At 41.9% G+C, this 21770-nt stretch carries 20 protein-coding genes; 14 read left to right on the forward strand and 6 right to left on the reverse strand.

The genetic code is table 11. From position 1 onward, the window contains the following. Positions 1–6 precede the first annotated feature (6 nt). The 5 genes from AAC000_RS06620 to AAC000_RS06640 form a co-directional block, all read right to left on the reverse strand. Positions 7–1302 (reverse strand): extracellular solute-binding protein, encoded by a 1296-nt coding sequence (locus AAC000_RS06620; protein WP_339721184.1) that lies wholly within the window; start codon positions 1300–1302, stop codon positions 7–9. 147 nt (positions 1303–1449) lie between these two features. Continuing rightward, positions 1450–1881, reverse strand: a complete 432-nt coding sequence (locus AAC000_RS06625) for a DUF4426 domain-containing protein (protein WP_339721417.1) — start codon at positions 1879–1881, stop codon at positions 1450–1452. A 7-nt stretch (positions 1882–1888) separates the two neighbouring features. Beyond that, a complete protein-coding gene (locus AAC000_RS06630; RefSeq protein ID WP_339721186.1) occupies positions 1889–2431 on the reverse strand; it encodes a YggT family protein in 543 nt (180 codons plus the stop codon). Between the two features lie 35 nt (positions 2432–2466). Continuing rightward, on the reverse strand, positions 2467–3288 hold the full coding sequence (proC, locus tag AAC000_RS06635; protein ID WP_339721187.1) for a pyrroline-5-carboxylate reductase: 822 nt from the start codon (positions 3286–3288) through the stop codon (positions 2467–2469). Positions 3289–3305: 17 nt separating this feature from the next. Then, positions 3306–3992 carry a YggS family pyridoxal phosphate-dependent enzyme gene (locus AAC000_RS06640; protein WP_339721189.1) on the reverse strand — a complete coding sequence of 229 codons (687 nt, stop codon included), beginning with the start codon at positions 3990–3992 and terminating at the stop codon, positions 3306–3308. Between the two features lie 29 nt (positions 3993–4021). On the opposite strand from AAC000_RS06640, the gene AAC000_RS06645 reads away from it, so the two are divergent. From AAC000_RS06645 to AAC000_RS06710, 14 genes are all read left to right on the forward strand, one after another. Further along, the gene (locus tag AAC000_RS06645; RefSeq protein ID WP_339721190.1) at positions 4022–5065 is read left to right on the forward strand and encodes a type IV pilus twitching motility protein PilT; all 1044 of its coding nucleotides are present in this window, start codon (positions 4022–4024) and stop codon (positions 5063–5065) included. A gap of 9 nt (positions 5066–5074) precedes the next feature. Beyond that, on the forward strand, positions 5075–6187 hold the full coding sequence (locus AAC000_RS06650) for a PilT/PilU family type 4a pilus ATPase (RefSeq protein ID WP_339721192.1): 1113 nt from the start codon (positions 5075–5077) through the stop codon (positions 6185–6187). An 8-nt stretch (positions 6188–6195) separates the two neighbouring features. Next, entirely contained in the window at positions 6196–6507 is a 312-nt protein-coding gene (locus AAC000_RS06655) for a DUF2007 domain-containing protein (RefSeq protein WP_339721193.1), read from the forward strand. A 36-nt stretch (positions 6508–6543) separates the two neighbouring features. Continuing rightward, positions 6544–7458: a site-specific tyrosine recombinase XerD gene (xerD, locus tag AAC000_RS06660; protein WP_339721195.1), complete on the forward strand. Its 915-nt coding sequence runs from the start codon at positions 6544–6546 to the stop codon at positions 7456–7458. 158 nt (positions 7459–7616) lie between these two features. Next, positions 7617–8348, forward strand: coding sequence for a bifunctional protein-disulfide isomerase/oxidoreductase DsbC (gene dsbC / locus AAC000_RS06665; protein ID WP_339721196.1), 732 nt, complete (start codon positions 7617–7619; stop codon positions 8346–8348). 99 nt (positions 8349–8447) lie between these two features. Next, a complete protein-coding gene (recJ, locus tag AAC000_RS06670; RefSeq protein ID WP_339721198.1) occupies positions 8448–10166 on the forward strand; it encodes a single-stranded-DNA-specific exonuclease RecJ in 1719 nt (572 codons plus the stop codon). A gap of 93 nt (positions 10167–10259) precedes the next feature. Next, positions 10260–13736, forward strand: coding sequence for a hypothetical protein (locus AAC000_RS06675; RefSeq protein ID WP_339721200.1), 3477 nt, complete (start codon positions 10260–10262; stop codon positions 13734–13736). 89 nt (positions 13737–13825) lie between these two features. Then, entirely contained in the window at positions 13826–14107 is a 282-nt protein-coding gene (locus tag AAC000_RS06680; protein WP_339721201.1) for a hypothetical protein, read from the forward strand. Positions 14108–14137: 30 nt separating this feature from the next. Beyond that, the gene (gene recO, locus AAC000_RS06685; RefSeq protein WP_339721203.1) at positions 14138–14869 is read left to right on the forward strand and encodes a DNA repair protein RecO; all 732 of its coding nucleotides are present in this window, start codon (positions 14138–14140) and stop codon (positions 14867–14869) included. Then, positions 14866–15597 carry a pyridoxine 5'-phosphate synthase gene (gene pdxJ / locus AAC000_RS06690; RefSeq protein ID WP_339721204.1) on the forward strand — a complete coding sequence of 244 codons (732 nt, stop codon included), beginning with the start codon at positions 14866–14868 and terminating at the stop codon, positions 15595–15597. Before recO ends, pdxJ begins: the two co-directional genes overlap by 4 nt. A 5-nt stretch (positions 15598–15602) precedes the next feature. Next, entirely contained in the window at positions 15603–15983 is a 381-nt protein-coding gene (gene acpS / locus AAC000_RS06695) for a holo-ACP synthase (RefSeq protein ID WP_339721205.1), read from the forward strand. Between the two features lie 300 nt (positions 15984–16283). Then, entirely contained in the window at positions 16284–18440 is a 2157-nt protein-coding gene (gene relA / locus AAC000_RS06700) for a GTP diphosphokinase (protein ID WP_339721206.1), read from the forward strand. Continuing rightward, positions 18441–19253 carry a nucleoside triphosphate pyrophosphohydrolase gene (gene mazG / locus AAC000_RS06705; RefSeq protein ID WP_339721208.1) on the forward strand — a complete coding sequence of 271 codons (813 nt, stop codon included), beginning with the start codon at positions 18441–18443 and terminating at the stop codon, positions 19251–19253. A gap of 101 nt (positions 19254–19354) precedes the next feature. Further along, complete coding sequence (locus tag AAC000_RS06710; protein ID WP_339721210.1) at positions 19355–19540, forward strand: hypothetical protein; 186 nt, start codon at positions 19355–19357, stop codon at positions 19538–19540. Positions 19541–19613: 73 nt separating this feature from the next. On the opposite strand, the gene AAC000_RS06715 is transcribed toward AAC000_RS06710, so the two are convergent. Further along, positions 19614–21722 carry a trypsin-like serine protease gene (locus tag AAC000_RS06715; protein WP_339721211.1) on the reverse strand — a complete coding sequence of 703 codons (2109 nt, stop codon included), beginning with the start codon at positions 21720–21722 and terminating at the stop codon, positions 19614–19616. Positions 21723–21770 lie beyond the last annotated feature (48 nt).

Below are 21770 nucleotides of genomic sequence, written 5' to 3' on the forward strand. Positions count from 1 at the left end.
ATTTGATTAAGAACTAATAAACTCATACCACTTCTGCACGCTGTAATCGTAGGTTGGCATGGCTGTATTCCATACCGCTACATTACTAAAACGTTTGGTATAACTTCCGCCACTGCGAATGTCGCCCTGAAGTACCGAAATTTTGTTGTCTGTGCCTCGTAGTGCTTGTGTGGCTTGTTTTCCTTGATACCAATAGTCCCATTCTGCCGAACTTAAAAATGAGGTAGAGCGTTGAGGATTAGAAATATAGTATCCTTGCTTGGCAACAAAAGCACCGGGCCAGCCAGATAACCACCAATTCATATAATCATAGGCGGCGTCTTTTGACCTACCTCGGGAGGCAGCAGAAAGGCACATCACCCCATGCCAACCTCGATAACCTTCTTTGGGAGCGGCAAATCTAACTGGAATATTTCTCCCGTTTAAAGCCGATACTGCGGGAGAGAACATGCTTTGAATTGCTACGCGATCGGTTCGCATATAATCTACAGATTCTGGTACCGAATTCCAGAAACCGCCGAAATGATTCTGCCTTTTAAAATCGATAAGAACGTTAAATAACCGATCTAAATCTATTTTGGTTAAGTTTCCAATGTCTTCAAATTTAACTAATCCTTGTGCTTGGGTGGCCAGGGCTAAATCAAAAAGGCCAATGGTAGGGGCATTCACAATACCTACTTTTCCTGTAAACCTTGGTTCGAGTAACCAGCCCCAACTTTCAGTTTTATAGGCTTCGCCTTTGGTGATTGCATTAGTGTTATAACCAAAAGAATCAACATTATGTACATAAGGTAAAAAGCTAATTTGGTCTGTATGTGTTTTGCCTAATTTGCCATCTGGCTGCACATGTAAAATTTTATAGGGGGCATCTCCGGCACCATAACTTGCATTAGGACTGACTTTGCCAGTTTTGCATAAAGGGTTAATCTCATCCCAATATTGCAGCCTATTTTTGTCGATGGCTTGTATCGAGCCACTTGCCCATAAAGGCCTGATACTATTAGACCACTGTTCGTAGAGATCGAAAGAATTTGGATTGACTAAGGCTTTTTGTATGACAGCAGCGCTACCTTTGGGCTCAAATATCAAATCGATACCCAAGTCTTCCATGGCTTTTTGGCGAAGTTGTTCTTGTAAGGTCACGTGAGTACCCAGCACTCTCAGTTGGGTACGTTGCCTTGCAAACACATAAGGTGCTTGGGTTATTGCAGTGGCACCTACTATTGCTTGGCTAATGGATTTTAAAGCTTGGCGGCGGGTGACTTTTGTCGGTGGTTTTACAGATAAATTAATTGAAGCCATATCTCAAAAGTTGCTAAAAATTTAATAACCCGAGGACTTTAATCTATCAACTATTTATCCGCAATTAGCCAAAAGTCTATAGTGCTTGTAATAAATCATAATTTTTGAGGGGTAAGTGAGGTGCAATTAAACGCGCTAGGCTAGGTGTTAATCAGCATAAAATTTATGCTGAAATTTTAACGTTTTCACCTCAAGTCCGTTATTAATGGCAACAGAAATACGGTATTGTTCTTGGTCACTAAAAGGTAATACAGCTAAATAATAAATGGCTTTACCTTCTATTACTTGTTTAAATTTTAACTCTTTAACCACCCCAAGCAAGTTTTTAGCCTCGCCCGTTAAGACTACGGATTGTGCCGTTTTGTCTTGCCTGTCGAGTACTGAAATGTTAATTAATCCATTAAACTTACTACGTACTATGCCGTATTCTTTTGCAACCTGGGGTGTTAAAAAGGTGCTATTTAAAGCCATATAATGCACGTCCCAACTGCCCAATTCTTGCTTTTGTTCTGCGTTTGCTGAAAAACAAAATAACAGCCCTAGAGCCAGCGAGATAAGTAGTTGAGAGTGCTTGATAATCTTCACCTTAAAATATTCCAAATAAATCAGCGAGTAGCTTTTGAATAAACAGTAGCAGTACGATAACAACCATAACCGACAAGTCTAATCCACCCATATCAGGCATTCTTCTACGAATAGGTGCAAGCATAGGTTCAGTAAGCTGGCCCAAAACCATTTCCATTGGATTTCTACCTTGGCTTACCCAGCTCATAATGGCGCGAAGAATCAGTACATACATCACTAATGTCAGCGATTCTTTGATCACTATGACAAAGGACACTATGACCAACGACAGTATGTTAAGACCAGTGCCCCCTAATACTAAATTCAAAGTGACAATTTTTAATCCAGCCACTAATAACGCTAACACTAAGGTTGCGGTATCTAAGCGGCCAATTGCAGGTATGACTCTGCGTAAAGGCGCCACAATAGGTTGTGTGGCTTTGACCACAAATTGGCTAAAGGGATTGTAGAAATCAGCTCTGGCAAATTGCAACCATAGGCGCAATAACACCACCATTAAATAAATGTTAAAAACAAAATCAATTAAAAACTGTACTGAACTCATATTCTGGGTTTTCCTCGGTTTTTACAAAAAGTCGTCTAAAATTGTTGCGCCATTTCTTCGGCTCGTTTAACCGCGGCTTGCATGGCGTTGGCGACTACTTGTTCTATACCTTGCTGCTGAAACGACTCTATAGCCTTGGCAGTGGTGCCACCTTTAGAGGTAACTTGGGTGCGCAACTCACTTAATTCAAGGTGAGGATTGTGACAAACCATTTCAGCTGCACCTAACATGGCTTGTTGTACCATTAACCTGGCTGTTTGGTGATCAAACCCTTGACGCTCAGATTCTTTTTGCATTGCTTCCAAAAATAAGAAGAAATACGCAGGACTGCTGCCAGCCGCGGCAATAACACCGTCTATCATCGATTCTTTTTCAACCCAGGCTATAGCACCGATCTGATTCATTAAGTCTGCGGCATATTTTTTATCACTATCGCCTACATTTGTATCGGCAAATAAACCTGTCATACCCTTACCTAAGGCGCTTGGCGTATTAGGCATTGTGCGCACAATGGCAAAGTCTCCGCCAAGCATCTGCTGTAACCTACTCGTTGTGATACCTGCAGCAATAGACACAAAAAGTTTGCCGCTTAGGTTTTGACCTTGTGTTAATTTTCCACACACTTGTTCCATCAGTTGCGGTTTGACCGCAAGGACAATCACATCCGCTGCATTCACAGCTTCCGTATTTTCTTGAGTAATGTTGATGCCAAAATCTGCTTGCAGTGCAGATAGCTTACCAATTGAAGGGTTACTGGCTGTTATCAAGTGCGCAGGATAGTCGTTATTGACTAAACCACTGATAATACTTCTTGTCATATTACCTGCACCAATAAAGGCTATTTTTCTGTGTTGCATGATTTTCCTTATGTTAATTACTGGTTGCGTTCGCCAAAAATCGCGGTGCCTACTCTTACCATAGTGCTACCGTTGTTAATGGCGTTTTGCATATCTCCCGACATGCCCATAGACAGTGTGTCTACTGATGGATAAAGAGTTTGCAAATTTTCAAACAGTGCAGTCATTTGTGCAAAGCTTGCGCTTTGTTTATTCTCAGTTTGATTCGCCTTAGGGATAGTCATAAGTCCCCGCAGAGTGAGATTAGGCAGCTCTGAAATGGCCTTTGCAAAGTCATTGAGTTGTTCTGCACTTATCCCCGCTTTATTATGGTCGTTGTCAATATTCACTTGGATACAGACATTTAATTTTTTGTATGCACTTCTTTGATCATTTAATCGTTGCGCTATTTTGAGCCTGTCGATTGTTTGTACCCAATCAAAATGTTCGGCCACCAAACGGGTTTTATTCGATTGCAATGGGCCTATGAAATGCCACTCAATATCATCAAGTGCCTGTAAGGCTTGTATTTTTTCTACGCCTTCTTGGACATAGTTTTCACCGAAACAATATTGTCCAGCTTCATACGCTTGCACAATATTAGATACGGGTTTGGTTTTACTCACTGCTAGCAATTTTACCGAATTTGATGGACGATGGGCATCTAAGGTAGATTGCTCGACAGTATTTTGTACGCTTTTGAGCCGTTCTGCTATGGTTTCCATATTGCAACTTGATATACGGAGAATATTGCTTGGATATTACCGAACTTTTAGCCTTTAGTGTTAAAAATAAAGCTTCTGATTTACACCTTTCTGCTGGATTGCCGCCAATCATACGTGTTGACGGTGAAATGCGAAAATTAAATATACCTGCTCTTGAACATAAAGAAGTGCATGCGTTAATTTTTGAAATCATGAATGATAAACAACGTAAGGAATATGAAGAAAATCTCGAAACCGATTTTTCATTTGAAGTGAAAGACCTGTCGCGTTTTAGGGTGAATGCTTTTGTGCAAAACCGCGGTGCGGCTGCAGTGTTAAGGACCATTCCAAGTGATATCTTAAGTCTAGATGACTTAGGTGCGCCACAAATATTCAAAGACATTATCAATCAACCTACTGGCATCGTTCTAGTGACGGGCGCCACAGGTTCGGGTAAAAGTACCACTTTAGCGGCTATGATTGATCATATTAACTCAACTAAACGTGAGCATATCTTAACCATCGAAGACCCCATCGAATTTGTCCATGAAAACAAACTGTGTGTGCTTAATCAGCGTGAAGTACATAGGGATACCCATAGTTTCAATAATGCGCTGCGTTCAGCATTGCGTGAAGATCCCGATATTATTTTGGTGGGCGAATTACGAGACTTAGAAACTATCCGCTTAGCTATCTCAGCCGCTGAAACAGGGCATTTGGTATTCGGAACCTTGCACACCAACTCCGCACCTAAAACCATTGATAGATTAATTGATGTTTTCCCAGCAGCCGAAAAATCCATGATACGTTCCATGTTGTCTGAATCCTTGCGTGCGGTTATTTCGCAAACCTTGTTGAAAAAAGTCGGCGGCGGCAGGGTGGCAGCACATGAAATTATGCTGGGTATCCCGGCGATTCGAAATCTCATCCGTGAAGATAAAGTGCCACAAATGTATTCAGTGATTCAAACCGGTCAATCCCATGGGATGCAGACTATGGACCAGTGTCTGCAGAGACTAGTCGCACAGGGCCTAATTACAGCTCAAGATGCGGCGGCTAAATCTATTGATAAAAAACCGACCTCTAGTTTTTAGGAATTTAATATGGAACTCACTCCTTACTTGGAAGAGATGGAAGGCCTTGGCGCATCAGATTTATTTGTCACAGTGGGTTTTCCTGTTAGTGCCAAAGTGAATGGTCAGATGACGCCAATTGGTGGCAGTTGCCTTACCGAAGAAGACGCCTTAGCCCTAGTGCATGATGCTATGAGCGATAAACAAAAGGATGAGTTTGAACAAAGCAAAGAGTGTAACTTTGCTATCGCCCGCGAGGGCATAGGGCGATTTCGTTGTAGTGCGTTTTGGCAGCGAGATATGGCTGGTATGGTAGTGAGGCGTATTGTGACGCAAATTCCTCAAGTGGCAGATCTTGGCTTACCAGAAATATTAAAAGACGTGATTATGTCTAAGCGCGGCTTGTTGTTATTTGTAGGTGCCACAGGTACAGGTAAATCAACCTCCTTAGCCGCATTGATGGGACACAGAAACCAACATTCAAAAGGGCATATTCTAACCATTGAGGATCCTATAGAGTTTGTCCATGAACATGGCAATTGTGTGGTCACACAGAGGGAAGTGGGCATAGATACTAAATCTTTTGACGACGCCTTAAAAAGTTCTTTGCGCCAAGCCCCAGATGTGATTTTGATTGGGGAAATTCGTTCAATGGAAACCATGGAATACGCCATGTCTTTTGCAGATACTGGGCATTTATGTGTGGCGACTTTGCATGCTAACAATGCTAATCAAGCGATTGAACGTATCATGCATTTAGCGCCACCGGATCAACATGAAAAACTTCGCTTTGATTTAAGTTTGAATATGCGCGCGATAGTAGCGCAGCAGTTAGTGCCCACACCAGATGGTACAGGGCGAGTTGCAGCCATTGAAATATTGCTTAATTCACCACTAGTCACAGATCTTATTCAAAGAAACGAAATTGGTGGCTTGAAAGAGGCAATGAAAAAAGGCAAAGAAATAGGCATGCAAAGTTTTGATATGGCTTTATATGACTTATACAAAGCAGGCAAAGTCACATTGGAACATGCTATCCATCATGCTGATTCACCGAATGATTTACGTTTGATGATTAAATTGGACTCGGATGAAGGTAATCAACTTGGTTCTCTTTCTAACGTGTCTATAGATATGGATTAAGTACTGCTTTGATTAAAGTTTATAGTCATTTTGATCGCTTTATGGTTTTTCAAATCAAACAATTACTTGATGAAAAAGGCATACCAAATTTTGTCAAAAATGAGTTTGCCATAGGCGCAATGGGTGAATTATCGCCTATGGATGTATTGCCTGAGGTGTGGATTAGTGATCCCCAATGGTTGCCTAAAGCACAACAGTTTATCGAGGCATTTGAGTCTCAGCCTCTAGATCAATCCCCTTGGGTTTGTGCTAAATGTCACGAGACTAATACGGCAAACTTTGAACTTTGTTGGCAGTGTGGTGAAGATCATGTTCAGTAGCTATGGTCTTGGCGACCTCACTAAAGCTTCGTTTTTATGGCATTAAATAGTGGCGACGCTAGCCAAATCGAAGAGTTTGTTGAGGCTATGTGGCTTGAAAAGGGACTAAGTGAAAACACCCTTAGTGCATATCGCTCTGATTTAACTAAGTTTGCACTGTATTTGGCGCTGCAAGGTGACGAAGGCAGGCCAGTGTTATTGATTGATTTTAACCAGAACGAGCTACATCAATATCTAGCCACTCGATATGACAGCGGATTATCTGAGCGTAGCACTTCGCGGTTTTTAAGCAGCCTTCGAAGTTTGTGCCAATATATGCTGCGACAAAAAATTCGCAGTGATGATCCAGTGAGCCTATTACAAAACCCCAAGCTTCCTCAATCTCTGCCTAAAACCTTAACCGAAACTGAAGTCATCGACTTACTCAATGCACCTAAAACCGACGATCCCATTCAACTACGTGATAAAGCTATGTTAGAGGTGTTGTACGCCACAGGTTTGCGAGTGACAGAATTAGTTAGCTTACGATTAGATCAATTGAGTCTGCAACAAGGTGTAGTGAGAATCATTGGAAAAGGTAATAAGGAAAGGTTAGTGCCTTTAGGTGAAGATGCGGTTGACTGGGTAGCAAAGTTTTTAAAACAAGGGCGTGGTGCATTACTTAAATCTGAAAGTGACATTGTTTTCCCCAGCAAACGTGGCGTGGCCATGACCCGCCAAACATTCTGGCATCGTATTAAACTTTACAGCCAGATGGCTAATATTCAGACTGACTTATCTCCGCATACTTTGCGCCATGCCTTTGCAACCCACTTACTTAATCACGGAGCAGATTTACGTGTGGTACAAATGTTGTTGGGGCACAGTGATCTATCTACCACACAAATATACACTCATGTAGCGACTGAGCGATTGCAAAAATTGGTAGCAGAACATCATCCAAGAGGATAACGGGAAACTCATAAGATATACTAGGCCTTGGTTTACATTTACATACGTATTAGCCATTGGTTTCCATTTTCTGTTCAGATAAACTAGTATCGGTATCTATTTGAAATTATTTCCCGCATTTAGGGTCATATAAGTCATGTTATTAATTGGAAAACACTATGAAAAAGTGGACAAAAATAAACGCTGTATTAAGCGGATTCATCTTAATCCTTAGTTTTAACTTATCTGCTTCGAGCGATACAGGTAACTATGACCAAGTGAAAGCGAAACTACAAACCATTCTTGGTACCTCTGTAAGTGCAATAGGCGATGCGCCAGTGCCAGGCTTATTGCAAGTCATATCAGACAAAGGTTTATTTTACGCCAGCCAAGACGGTAAATATTTGTTTCGTGCAAGTATTTATAATATTGATGAAGGTATGCGTAATGTCACCGAAGATGCTCTTGGAGCAATACGTTTAGATGGTTTAAAAAAATTCAAAGATGATGTTATCGAATATAAAGCAGATAACGAAAAATATGTAGTTAATGTATTTACTGATATTACCTGTGGTTATTGCCGTAAGTTGCATAACGAAATGGATCAATACAATGACCTCGGCATAACTGTAAGATATCTCGCTTTTCCTCGTGGTGGATTAAAGAGTAGTTCTTATACCGATATGGTTTCAGTTTGGTGCGCGGATAATAAGCAAGAAGCCATGAATAAAGCGAAAGCGGGTGGCACAGTAGCCACTAAAAACTGCCAAACCCAAGTGGCAGAGGAATACGCATTTGGCCAAAAAATTGGAGTAAACGGTACGCCTAACATCATCATGCCTAATGGTTCAGTGATACCGGGTTACCAGCCGCCTAAACAACTCGAGCAAGCACTAAAAGCGCTTATGTAGTTTCCTGCCTTAATCATTACATTCATAAGCCTGTATTAAGACAATCAGTGTCTGTTGCAGGCTTTTTTATTTTTACTTCCCCACTGGGTAATTAGTTAAGTGCAAATCAGCCGCAGACCAAAAAAAGATAGCCAACACCTTCCCCAACAGTTGCATCCAAGATTAAAACAAATATATGCCGATAGAGGTGTAGAAAATGCAGCCCAACTGAATCGCAGCGCAAAAGCACTATTGCATTACGATCAATTACAAGGTGTTGATAAAGCCGTTAGTCTTTTGGCAGAGGCCATAGCCACCCATAAAAAAATCATTATTGTGGGTGATTTTGATGCTGATGGTGCCACTAGTACTGCCTTAAGTATAATGGCGCTGCGTATGATGGGCTCGACTAATCATGATTATCTTGTACCGAATCGTTTTGATTTTGGTTATGGTTTAAGCCCTGAAATAGTCGATGTTGCTGCTCAGCAACAAGCTGACGTGATCATGACAGTAGACAATGGTATTGCCTGTTTTGCTGGTGTAGAAAGAGCCAAATCTTTGGGCATAACTGTCATAGTGACTGATCATCATTTAGCGGCTGAGTCTTTACCTATTGCCGATGCCATTGTGAATCCAAACCAACCTGGCTGTGGTTTTTTGTCTAAAAACTTAGCGGGGGTTGGGGTAGCATTTTATTTAATGCTGGCGCTGCGGGCCGAGTTAAAATCCAATGGCTGGCTGCAACAACAAGGGTTAGCAGTGCCAAATTTAGCGGACCTATTAGATGTAGTGGCTTTAGGCACAGTGGCCGATGTTGTGCCATTAGATGAAAACAATAGAATATTGGTGCACCAAGGAGTGCAACGGATCCGCAGTGATAAGTGCCGCCCCGGCATTCAGGCGATCATAGAAGTAGCGGGCAGAGAAAAAAGTCGTTTGGTGGCCTCTGATTTAGGTTTTGTAGTAGGGCCACGGCTCAATGCTGCGGGTAGATTGGATGATATGTCTTTGGGCATTGAATGTTTGCTAACGGATGATCCGGCACGTGCAAGGCAAATCGCTGTGCAGCTTGATAGTTTAAATCGAGAAAGGCGCGAAATAGAAGGATCAATGCAGCAAGAAGCCGTAAAAGTCTTAGAAGGTCTGAATATTCAGGCCAATAAATTACCTTACGGGTTAGTGTTGTACCAAGCCGATTATCATCAAGGTGTCATTGGCATTTTAGCGGGGCGTATCAAAGATAAATATTTTCGCCCAACCATCGCTTTTGCCCATCAAGACGATGACACCTTAAAAGGTTCGGCCCGTTCGATTCCAGGCTTACATATCCGTGATTTATTAGAAGAGATCAATAATCGTTACCCCGACATCATTGGCAAATTTGGTGGGCATGCCATGGCTGCGGGAATGAGTTTGCCATTAAAAAATCTTGCTGCATTCGAGCAAGTGTTTCAGCAAATTGCTGAAGAAAACCTGAAAGATAAACCTTTGGCAGGTGAGTTAATTTCTGATGGTGAGTTACAGACTGAAGATTTTACATTAGCGTTTGCCCAATGTTTGCAAGAAGCAGGTCCGTGGGGGCAGGGGTTTCCTGAGCCACTTTTTGATGGTGAGTTTCAATTAATGGATCAACGTTTAGTGGGCAGTAAACACCTTAAAATGATGGTGAAACATGAAAGTGGCGTGTTAATTGACGCTATCGCTTTTAATATTGATTTAGATCTTTGGCCTAATGCGCAATGTTCTCATGTGAATTTGGCTTACAAGTTAGATATTAATGAATTCCGAGGTAGAACTAGCTTGCAGTTGCTGGTGGAAGGAATGATTGCCCTATAAATAAGTAAAAGGGTGAATTTGTTGTTTGTTTTTTGTACTGTTCTGGCATTATAGTTAGTCTAACTAATCCAAAATGTCTTCAAGGAACAGAGCATGTTTTTGAATAAGTTCGCCGCTCCTCCCCTTACTCTCACCCTTTTATTGAGTGGGTTTTTTTTCAGCTTATCTGTCTACGGCAATATTACCCTGTCGCCTGGGACCAATGATTATAGGCTCATCCAACTAAACACTTATAAAGGTCTGCCACGAATAGGAGAGCCTAACAGCAATCAGTCGGTGAGTGACATTGAATTGCACAACTATTCCATTGGGTTAATCAGTAAGCTTCAATACATGCAGCAGTTTTCTGACTGTTACGATAATCTTAAAGGATATAAGGTTAGAGTCGAGCAGTGCCAAAATACCTTCATTGAACATAGTCAACAAACACAATTTTGGTCACAGCATATCGAAATGATGGCCTTTTCAATGCGTCCTAAAGCCCATCAAGCTACTTTTTGCTTAAATATGAACTCCCCCTGCGGGGCTAAAAGTGTCGACCAAATCATGGTTGAAAATACTACGAAACCAGGGGCGGAATATCGTCGTCCCGATGAATTTGAAGTAAGGGATATCACTGATAATTTGATGAATTCACATTATCAGGACTTTGTTAACTACCGTAAAAATATCAAGACTTTTAACCAGCTGTGGTTGGTTTCAAAAGTGAATTTAGGCAATTATCAATTTGATACAGGGAGTTTCGCGTTTCGTTTTAATCTGCCGCACAGTTTTTATTCACCCTATAATGATGCCAAAGCCTACAATGAAAGTGGTTTGCAACGGCAACTTTTTAATTCAAGCAAACTCCAACATTCAGTTAGGTATGCGCCCCAAGGCACAGCTGAGGAGTTTAAAAACATTCAATACCCCAGAAGTTATCAAGTGACTTTAGCTATGGGGCGCCAGCAGGCTAAAGAGTTGGTGGCAGGGGGCGGAAGTCGGCAATTGTATACCTTAGTTAAGTTGGATATTTTACCTTTTGCTTTCAAAGGTCATAGAAATATCATCAACACTGGCGAGTGGGTTTATCGCTTTGCCAGCCCTAAAATAGAAATATTTGCAGATCTCGAACTGCAACAAAAAGTGGCAGAGGCAAGTTTACCACTTGAAAATTATACAGATAAACAAGACCCTTTAGATGCAGCGATATCAAAGGCAAAGTATCAAACAGTTAAGCAAACAAAACCATTGGACAACCGCATTATTCCCTTGATGTTTTTGCAACAGGAGGAGCTAAAAGATAGTTATTTTGAGTCCATGTGGCGAATTATTCCCGTCACTGAGCGAAATTTTTGGGAAGATCACATTAGGCGCCAAGAAAACATTGAGCGTGCCAAGCAAAATGCCGCGTCCCAATCTAGCTACAAGCAAAAAGATTTGGTTTCTAACGTTAAACGAGCCGAAGATCTAGCTACATTTTCGACATTTAGTTGGCAAGATAAGCAGCAAATGAATGCAGTGCAACGCCAAGCTTTTTACGACTATATTTTGGGTTACGGCGACATGCTTGAGAAACAGCCTATGTGGCCAGACACACTTGCCAGTGTGCCTTGGGGGCTAAATCTTGCGACAGTTTTTAGGCAAGGGCATTTGCAAGTGAGTCAAGCAGCCATGCATTTAGCTGCTGAAGGTGAAGATAAAAACCTGATTAAACAATTTGCATTAGATTTAGCCAATTCCCAAAAAATAGAGCATTTAACCCTAACCCTGCAAATGAAAGAGTTGCGTTATCAACAGGACACTCAAACCTTAGAATTTGATAAAAAAACGGGGATGTTTCCAGTTACAAGAAATGAATTATTACCAACGGCTATAGGCGATAATGTCGTGTATTACCTGCGTACTTCTGAGTCAGAAGTGGGAGACTTAACCAATAACCCTAAAGGTGGTTGTTCGAATAATGCTAAACGTAAATCTAAGGATTGTGTTATCCATTGGGGAAGCGTGTTGAATTTGAATTATACCCCTAGGATGCAGTTATTGGGCTTGAACAAACAAATTACTATTCCCAACAGTTTAGATGTCTCATCTTTAACTTCTGAGCAAGCTGTTGCTTTAGTGCGAGCCAGTACTTATCCAGGTTGGCGAGTCGTTATCGAATTACAATCACCGACATTACGCGCCACACACCAAGTAGAAACTAAACGGGGAAAAAGCCAAGAATTTATCGATTTTTTATTGTTAGCAAAAGTGAATAAAGTGTCGATTATTGACCAAAATGACAACATTTGGTGGAGCGAAACCAGTGCGCAAATGCAAGGCGCCGCGAGCTATACTCAAATAAAAGCGTTACAGCCACCCAAAGCACATCAGTTTAGTTCACCCGTAAAGCTTAATCCTTTTATTGAGGATTTATTGTTAGTTAAATTTGCACCTGAAAAAATAACTGACCGCACGCTAGATGCAATGTTAAGTGCGCGCTGGATTTACGAGAAAAATTCGGAAAGTCCTTATGCAGGGCGATTTTTTAATGCCCAGCGCAGAACCCCAAGTTATGACGAACTGTCAGGGTTACGTGTTGATTACAAGAACTGGATAGTCAAGTTATCGCAACAATTACCATCACGTTTTGATATTCCTCTTGAGCTTAGGTATCAATCTGACACCCTTAGATTTGCAAGCAGTTGTTACTCACCTGAAATGCCTAAAGACGCCCCCGTACGCAATAAAACCATGGCGCAAAATGCAGCGAAACAGCGGGTCAGACAATGTGAATCCAACAATCGCAAGGCCCAAAGTAAAGTAGATAGGTGCGACCGTTATGCTGAAGATATTAAACAGGCAAAAGCGGATCTCGAACAGGCCCAAGCAAGTAGTTGTGGGCTGACTGAAGTGGTAGAAGTGGAGCCCGACCCCACAATTGAACCTCAATGTTCGCTTCCCGATCCTATTAATTTAGCGACCCTCGCTCAAGATATGCAAGCTTGTCTCACTGAAACCTGCGGTACTTATGGTCCGGGTGTTGACATGCAAACCTATCAAACATGTGTACAAGAAACCTCTGCCTACTTAAAAACGGCTATGTCAGAAGCAATGGGTGGGAAAAAGAAAGTACAAAAACCAGCTAAACCTAAGGATACCTGTAAACCAGCACAGCGTAAGTTAAAGCAAGCTGAGTCACGCTTCGAGCAAAAGCAGTGTGAAGATACCTACGCCACCCTAGCTTTAGAAGATTGTAAACTGGCAGAGCAATTTGAATTACCTTCTGTGATGCCGATTGAGCGCATACGTGTTAGTAACAGTGCTTACTGTTCTGAAAACAGTTTAGTCTACATGGCGAGGGACAACGGCAGTGGTGCACAACTGCTACCTGATGCTAAGCCGTTTAGCGATACCGATATAGAAGTACATTTTTACCCAGAAGATCTTGAATTCAGTTATGAACCTGCTCAATCAGGTCAGAATGGTATCTCTAATATAAAAACCAATATAATCATTGAAGTATCGGATAGGGTGTCCGTAGCAGATGAAAAAGTGTTAGGCCTAAGGGCAAAAGTGGTTTCAAAAACATCTGAACCCTTGAATTAAATACCGAAACAGAGATTCTAAGCATTAACCTTCTTTAGTGAAATTAGGAAAAGTGCTAGACTTACTTTTTTAATAACTAACTAGTGATCATGGCAAAAAAATCCGATGTAGAAAAATTACTGGATAAACACGATAACCTTACTCATTCAGAGGAGTTGGTTGTGGTGTCTCATGTTCAACGCAAAGACGATGATTGGTTTTTGAATACTTTGATGGTTGAAGGTACAGACGTGCCTTTTAAATTTCGTCGTAGGAAAGTATATAAAAATCTGACTGATGCTAGAGTGAATTTAACTTATTACCCTATGACCGAAGAAATTGCCGGCATGGAGTTTGAAGCCATGAAAGTTGTGCGCATCAAAGTAAGTTAGCATTCAGCTCCTTTTATAAGGGATTTGCTGTTGGTACCTGAGCAACTTACTGGCTTTTTGTTACATCGACGTTCCTATCGAGAAACCAGTTATTTAACAGACTTATTTACCCTTGAACTAGGTAAGGTGAGTGCCGTAGCCAGAGGTGTCAGGGGAAATAAAGGCGATAAAAAAAGTTTATTGCAATCATTTCAACCCTTGCTGTTATCTATTTCAGGTAAGCATGAGCTACGCAACCTCAATCAATTAGAGCCAACCGGTTCTATGCTGAAACTTGTTGGCCATCAACTATTTTCAGCCATGTATTTAAACGAGTTGCTTAATAGGTTGTTACCTAAAGAAGTGCCGCACCCTGAGTTATTTCAATGTTATCAACAAAGCCTGCGATGGTTGGCGAATGATGGCGATATCGAGCCTTGTTTACGCCAGTTTGAGTTATTGCTGTTGGATGATATGGGGTATGGATTCGATTTAACTCACGACTATGAAAATGGTCAGCCTGTAGAGGCCGATGTTGATTATTGTTTGGTACTAGAAAATGGTATTAAACGCATAGATAATTTGGCACAAGGCAGCAATCGATTCTCTGGAGAAGCATTGTTACAAGTAAGTCATCATGTTTGGACGCCGAACAGTTTACAATGTGCAAAACGAATTACTAGAATGGCACTCTCACCATTACTTGGCCACAAACCTTTAAAGAGTCGAGAGTTGTTCCAACAAACTTGGTCGGCTGGCAACAAAATTGGAAATGTGAAATGAAAGAAGTGTTACTTGGTGTAAATATTGATCACATAGCGACCTTACGCAATGCTAGAGGTACATCCTACCCAGATCCAGTTCACGCTGCAGAAGTGGCAGAACGCGCTGGTGCCGATGGCATAACCGTGCATTTGCGTGAAGACAGACGACATATTACCGACCGCGATGTACGTATTCTAAAACAAACAATTCAGACTCGCATGAATCTCGAGATGGCGGTAACGGAAGAAATGCTGTTGATTGCAGAGCAAATACGCCCAGAGTTTTGTTGTTTGGTCCCTGAAAAACGCGAAGAGTTAACTACAGAGGGCGGCTTAGATGTGGCAGGTAATCAATCGAGAATGAATGCTGCCTGTTCGCGCTTAGCGGCAGCAGGAATTTTGGTTTCGTTATTTATTGATGCGGATAAAAAACAAATTGATGCAGCAGTTGCTGCCAATGCACCTTATATTGAGATCCATACTGGGCAATACGCTGAAGCTAAAAATGAAGCCGAGCAACAAAAAGAATTGGCTATTTTGATCGAAGGTATTCAATACGCCCATTCAAAAGGCCTGAAAGTCAATGCTGGTCATGGTTTGCATTACCATAATGTCAAAGCTATTGCGGCTATTCCTGAGTTGTATGAACTCAATATTGGCCATGCAATTATAGCCCGTGCCGCCTTTGATGGTTTGCATCAAGCTGTGGCTGATATGCGTCGCTTGATGCAAGAAGCGCGAGCTTAAGCGCTATGGCGATTATGGGGCTGGGAACCGATGTAGTGGAGATTGCCAGAATTGCGAAGCAATTAAATAAGTCACATCGTCTAGCACAGCGAGTATTAACGGCAACAGAGATGCTGACCTTTAATGCTCACAAATTTCCCGAACGTTTTTTGGCTAAACGTTTTGCCGCCAAAGAAGCAGCAGTAAAGGCCTTGGGCACAGGTATAGGAAGCGGAGTTAGTTTTCAGGATGTAGAAGTGGTGAGTTTGACATCAGGTCAACCTACACTTGTTTTTTCAGGAAAATTTGCTGAACTCTGCGAAAAAAGTGCGATTAACAGTAGTTTTATCTCAATTTCAGATGAGCAGCATTATGCTATGGCGACTGTTGTCTTAGAGTCTAGTTAAATTTAAGTCGACATGAAATTATCAGTGGTAAACGCACAAAGTTGGTGCCACTAAGCGCTAGCATGATGCATCTGAAAATAGTCTAGTGGTTTATGCCTCGCAATTGGGGCGGTTTACGCAATAAATGTTGGCTCGTAATATGAAAGTAGCATGAAAGTTACATGCAAAAAGTATAAAAGAATGAATGTATTACGAAATTAATACCCAAGTAACCTGATGAAATAAACTTGGCACATTTTACAACAGGCAATTATTGCTTTACCTAGCGAATCACATTTCGGTGAAGTAGGACAGATTTATATGGTTTCAATTCGTACAGTACATGAAGATCACCGCCCACCTTTTAATGAATGGTTGGCAGGCTTAAACCTGCCTGAGGCAAGCAAACAAAAGCTCAGAGATGTATCCGACACCCCAGAAATTCTGCTTATTGGCCAGGAAATGGTAGAGATACTGCACGAATTGCACATGGATGATGAAACCTTGCAAGCGGCACTGATTTATCCTTATTGTGAAGTGCACAAACTGGATGAAGAGCAGATTAAAGAGCAGTTTGGCGAAGGAATTCAAAAGTTAATTGTGGGTGTGAGGCGCATGGATGCAATCAAGTCGTTGCATTCTCGAGCCAACAGTAAAAAGAAAAACGATGAAGAGCAGATTGATAACGTGCGCCGAATGTTGCTGGCCATGGTTGAAGATGTTCGCGCTGTGGTGCTTAAACTTGCTGAGCGTATTTGTGCCTTACAAAAAGTCAAACATGCAGATGAAGAAACCCGAGTGTTGGTGGCGCGTGAATGCGCTAATATTTATGCACCCTTAGCGAACCGTCTAGGTATTGGACAATTAAAGTGGGAACTAGAAGATCACTCTTTTCGCTATTTGCATCCCGTTACCTATAAACAAATTGCGAAGTTATTAGACGAACGCCGAGCGGATCGTCAGCAATATATCGAAGACTTTGTAAGTGAATTACAAGCTGTATTAGATTCACAAAATATCAAAGCTAAAGTTTATGGCAGGCCTAAACATATTTACAGCATCTGGAAAAAGATGCAGAAAAAACAACTTAGTTTTGAACAACTTTATGACATACGAGCGGTGCGGATTATTGCCGAACGCCTGCAGGATTGTTATGCAGCATTGGGCGTAGTGCACGCCAATTGGAAACATATTCCTAACGAATTTGATGATTATATCGCCACCCCAAAACCCAATGGTTATCAATCTATTCATACTGTGACCTTGGGAAAACAAGGTAAAACCATCGAAATTCAAATACGTACTGCCAAGATGCACGAAGACGCCGAGTTAGGTGTGGCGGCACATTGGCGCTACAAAGAAGGCACAACCTCGAGTCGTTCAGGTTATGAAGAACGTATAAACTGGTTGCGTAAAATTCTACTTTGGCAAGAAGAGGTCGCCGAGAGTGGCGATTTAGTGGAAGAGTTACGCAGTCAGGTATTTGATGATCGGGTGTATGTGTTTACCCCTATAGGTGATGTGGTGGACTTGCCACTCGGTTCAACACCGCTAGATTTTGCCTATTACATTCATAGTAATGTGGGGCATAGATGTATTGGAGCCAAAATTGCCGGCAGAATTGTCCCTTTTACTTATGAATTACAAACCGGCGACCAAGTCGAAATTCTTACGGGTAAACGTTCAAATCCCAGTCGAGATTGGATGCATCCAGGTTTAGGATATGTCTATTCATCTCGTGCTCGGGCCAAAATTCAAACCTATTTTAAAAGGCAGGATAAAGACAAAAATCAAGTGGCTGGTAAAGAGCTACTAGACAGAGAACTGGGTAAAGTGAACCTTGAATCAAAACTAGCCGCTGATGCCGTTTCACGTTTTAACATGCAAAATCTTGAGGATTTGTATGCCGCTATTGGTGGCGGCGATATACGCATTATGCAAGTTGTACATTTTTTACAACAAAAGTTTGCACCTGAACCCGAATTAAAAATTAAAGCGAAAAAGCCCCAATCCGCTAAGTTTAAGAAAGACAGTGTAGTGGTTGAAGGTGTGGGTAACCTAATGAATCAAATAGCGGGGTGTTGTCAACCTTTGCCAGGTGAATCAATCATGGGTTATATCACTCAAGGGCGCGGAGTGAGTGTACACAGAGAAGATTGTGAACAGCTTAGTAATTTACTCGATCAACATCCTGAAAGACAGATAGATGTCAATTGGGCCAGTAATTTACAAGCAGTGTTTCAGACTAAAGTGCAGGTTTTGAGCGAAGACCGAAGCGGTATTTTACGGGATGTAACCACTGTGATTGCTAATGAACAAGTCACCTTGTTAGGGGTCAACAGCTCCAGTGATACCAAATTAAACACTGCAAAAATAGAGTTAAGCCTAGAAGTTAAAAATTTAGCATACTTGTCTAAAGCAATCAGCAGGCTGCAGTTAATCAGAGGTGTCACTGATGTATTTAAGGTTGATAAATAAGTGCCCAAGGATACTAACACCCCCAATACTGAACTTAGTCGTCTATTAAAAATTATGCAGCAATTAAGAGACCCCAAAAGTGGCTGTCCTTGGGATCAAAAACAAACTTTTGCAACTATAGTGCCCCACACAATTGAGGAAACCTACGAAGTCGCTGACGCCATCTTGAGCGGCAATATGGCTGACATTAAAGACGAGCTGGGGGATCTTTTATTTCAAATTGTGTTTTATGCACAACTAGCTAAAGAGCAAAACGCCTTTGATTTTGAGGCGATCGCACAAGCCATTAGCGACAAATTGGTTAGGCGTCATCCCCATGTTTTTCAAACTAGCAATTTAAAAACCGATGACGAACTGCACCTGCAATGGGAAGCCATTAAACAACAAGAACGAGATTTGGCTGGTAAAACCATTGATCGCAGCTTGTTGGCTAATATTCCCGAAGGTATGACACCACTGTTGCGGGCACAAAAAATTCAGAAAAAATGTGCCAAAGTAGGTTTTGACTGGACTGAGTTGCCGCTTATAGTGGATAAAATTCATGAAGAAATTGCAGAGGTGTTAGCTGAAGTTAATGAGCCAACTCCCAATCAAGAGGCCATTGAAGAAGAAGTGGGGGACTTATTATTTGCAGTGGTTAACTTAGCACGACATACCTCGGTCAATGCTGAAACTGCATTACTAAAAGCCAATCGTAAATTCGAAAAACGTTTTCGGCAAGTTGAGCAAGTGATTGATAATCAAGGGTTTAGTATGGAAACGGCTAACCTTGAACAGATGGAAGCCGCTTGGCAACAGGTTAAAAACCAATAATTATTAAGTTTTATTTCTGTTTATTTTCGACTTTTATAAACTTTATTGGCTTGAGCTTCGACCTATTTATATCTTTAAAACAAACACACTAGGTGTGCTTGATGAAAAAAGCGCTTATTGGCTTATGGTGTTGTTCATTTTTGTTGCTAGCCAGCTGTATTACTTTGCTATCTGCTAGCACACCACACTTGGGCACCTGCGATAGTTTAGCAACCTTGTCGTCTATGGATAACCTCGATGAAGTCGACACACAAAAAAGCTACCCGATTCGATTCCCAGCACTTTGAGGTATTTATTTTAGATACAAAAAAGGCAGGATAGGTGAGGCTTATCCTGCCTTTTTGAGGTGATTGATGAGGACTAGTGTTTAGTTCTCAACCTAAATGTTAAAGCCAATAAGCTCAGTATCATCCATCCTAAACTACCACCGCCTGATGACCCTGATGTTACAGGTGTTGTAGGTGTTGGCGTTACAACTACCGGTGGAGTAAACACCAAATTGCGTATAAATCCTCCTTCGTTTTCTACCGAAACAGCGGGATCTTTGCTATAGGTCCAGTTAATGATATTGGTACCTGCAGCTAGATCAATACTCATTGCAGTGAATGCCACTTCTCCTGATATATATTCAATGAGCTCTCCGTTTACGTAGAGGTAAAGTGCATCGTAAGGTTCAAATTCTGGATCAGTGACCTCTAAGTCGGTGTTTTCTTCAGAAGAAACCGACCAATCAAAAGTTAACACCCCTTCACCTTCAATTTGCGCCACTAATGTACTGTCTTGAGAATCACCATTAGTCCCACTTTCGATACCTTCAACTGCATTGGCTAGCCACCCAGCCGCACCGTTTGAACCGCCACTAAACAGGGTGACCGCGTCAGATTCAGTGCCAGCAACTGCTGATAAATCCACTGCTAAACCTAGCGTTGTGCCCGTAATCACAGTTGCACTCGTTGAGACTTGGTCGCTATCAGTAGTAATAATCAATTCAGCTGAGACTGCGTCAGCTGTAGCTGGAAGATAAGTTACCCCAAGCTGACAACTACTGGCTGCGTCTAAGTTGGCACAATTACTGGTGTCCAAGCTAAAGTCACTGTCACTATCACTAGAAAGCGCAAAGCTCAGGCCAACATTGATTTCACTGTTGTTAGTCACAGTCAGTTCAGTCGTTTGTGCAATGCCCTCAAGGCCTAAACCAAAATCTAGGCGTTGTGGTACCGCAATTCCGTCGGTGATAGCCGTTATCCAGCCTTTAAATTCAGATACACGAGTGTATACACCTGGGTAGCCCGCTTCAGCGCAGCCAAATCCCCAACTTACTATGCCCACTTGTTGTACGCCAGAGCCAGTATTTACAACCAAGGGGCCGCCACTGTCGCCCTGACATGAACCTTTGCCACCTTCAGGGATGGAAGCACAAATCATCACATCGGTGACACCTACATTGTCTGCTGACGTACCAAAAGTGTTGGCTAAGACTTCTTGACATTGGGCATTAGTGGATAGATTTAAGTCAACCTTGTGTAAGATATCTGGGAAATCAGATGTTGGACCTTCACCTGGCGCATAACCTTCACGGCCACCCCAACCCGCTACTGTGACTAAACTATTTTCAACTGCCCATAGGTTGGTATCTTCTGGATCTGCTATTTGCACCGCTGCAGCTTCAACTGAAGAGACCAGTTCAATAACCGCGATATCGTTACTGATTTCATCTGCATCGTACAAAGGATGAATAAAGATATTGGCTATATCTATTGCATTTTCAGCGCCATCAGATAAGTCGTACTCGCCTACATTCATTTTAAAGCCAGATGGATTACCGTCATCCACACAATGTGCTGCGGTGAGAACCCATTTATCGCCTAGAAATGATGCGCCACAGGTAGAGTCTTGCTGTAATTCAGTGGTGGCGCTGACTGATAGTGTTGCAATGCTGCCGATTTGATCTAGAAGCGTTAAACCGTCTTCTCGAGTGACTGCAACAGCAGGAATGGTACCTGTGTAATCGTCACCTAAAGTACCTGAGATATTACCTTCTTCTTCATTGTTATAAATAATGGCACCAATACCCCCCCCGGCTTCACAGTTGTCTACTTTTAAGGAAAAATCTACTTCGCCTCGTTCAATCAAACACACCTTACTTGTTGCATCTGCACAGACTGCGTCGGCAATTCCGCACGAAACCATTTCGGCACTTGCTTGACCTGATGCGCCAGAAGTAAAGGCCCTAGTTTCGAAAATAATGTTATTAACACTTAGAGTGGTTAAGAAATCTTCAAAGGTGAAGACATAGGCTGTCATCCAGGGCCAATTTTCCTGAACGGCTTCTTCACCCCCAACAATACGAGTTTCGGCGAGTTGATTGTTGGCCTTAATGGTGGCTTGTAGCGGCCCTTTTTCTGCCAAAACATGGCTCGATAACAAAAGTGACGTGGCAGATAGGCCCGCACATAAAAACTTGTTCATAGATATTTCCCGGTATTTTATTTTAATTCTTGGTCTGCTGTTACGATG

It is taken from the genome of uncultured Paraglaciecola sp. (genome assembly GCF_963977085.1).
Taxonomy (GTDB): Bacteria; Pseudomonadota; Gammaproteobacteria; order Enterobacterales; family Alteromonadaceae; genus Paraglaciecola.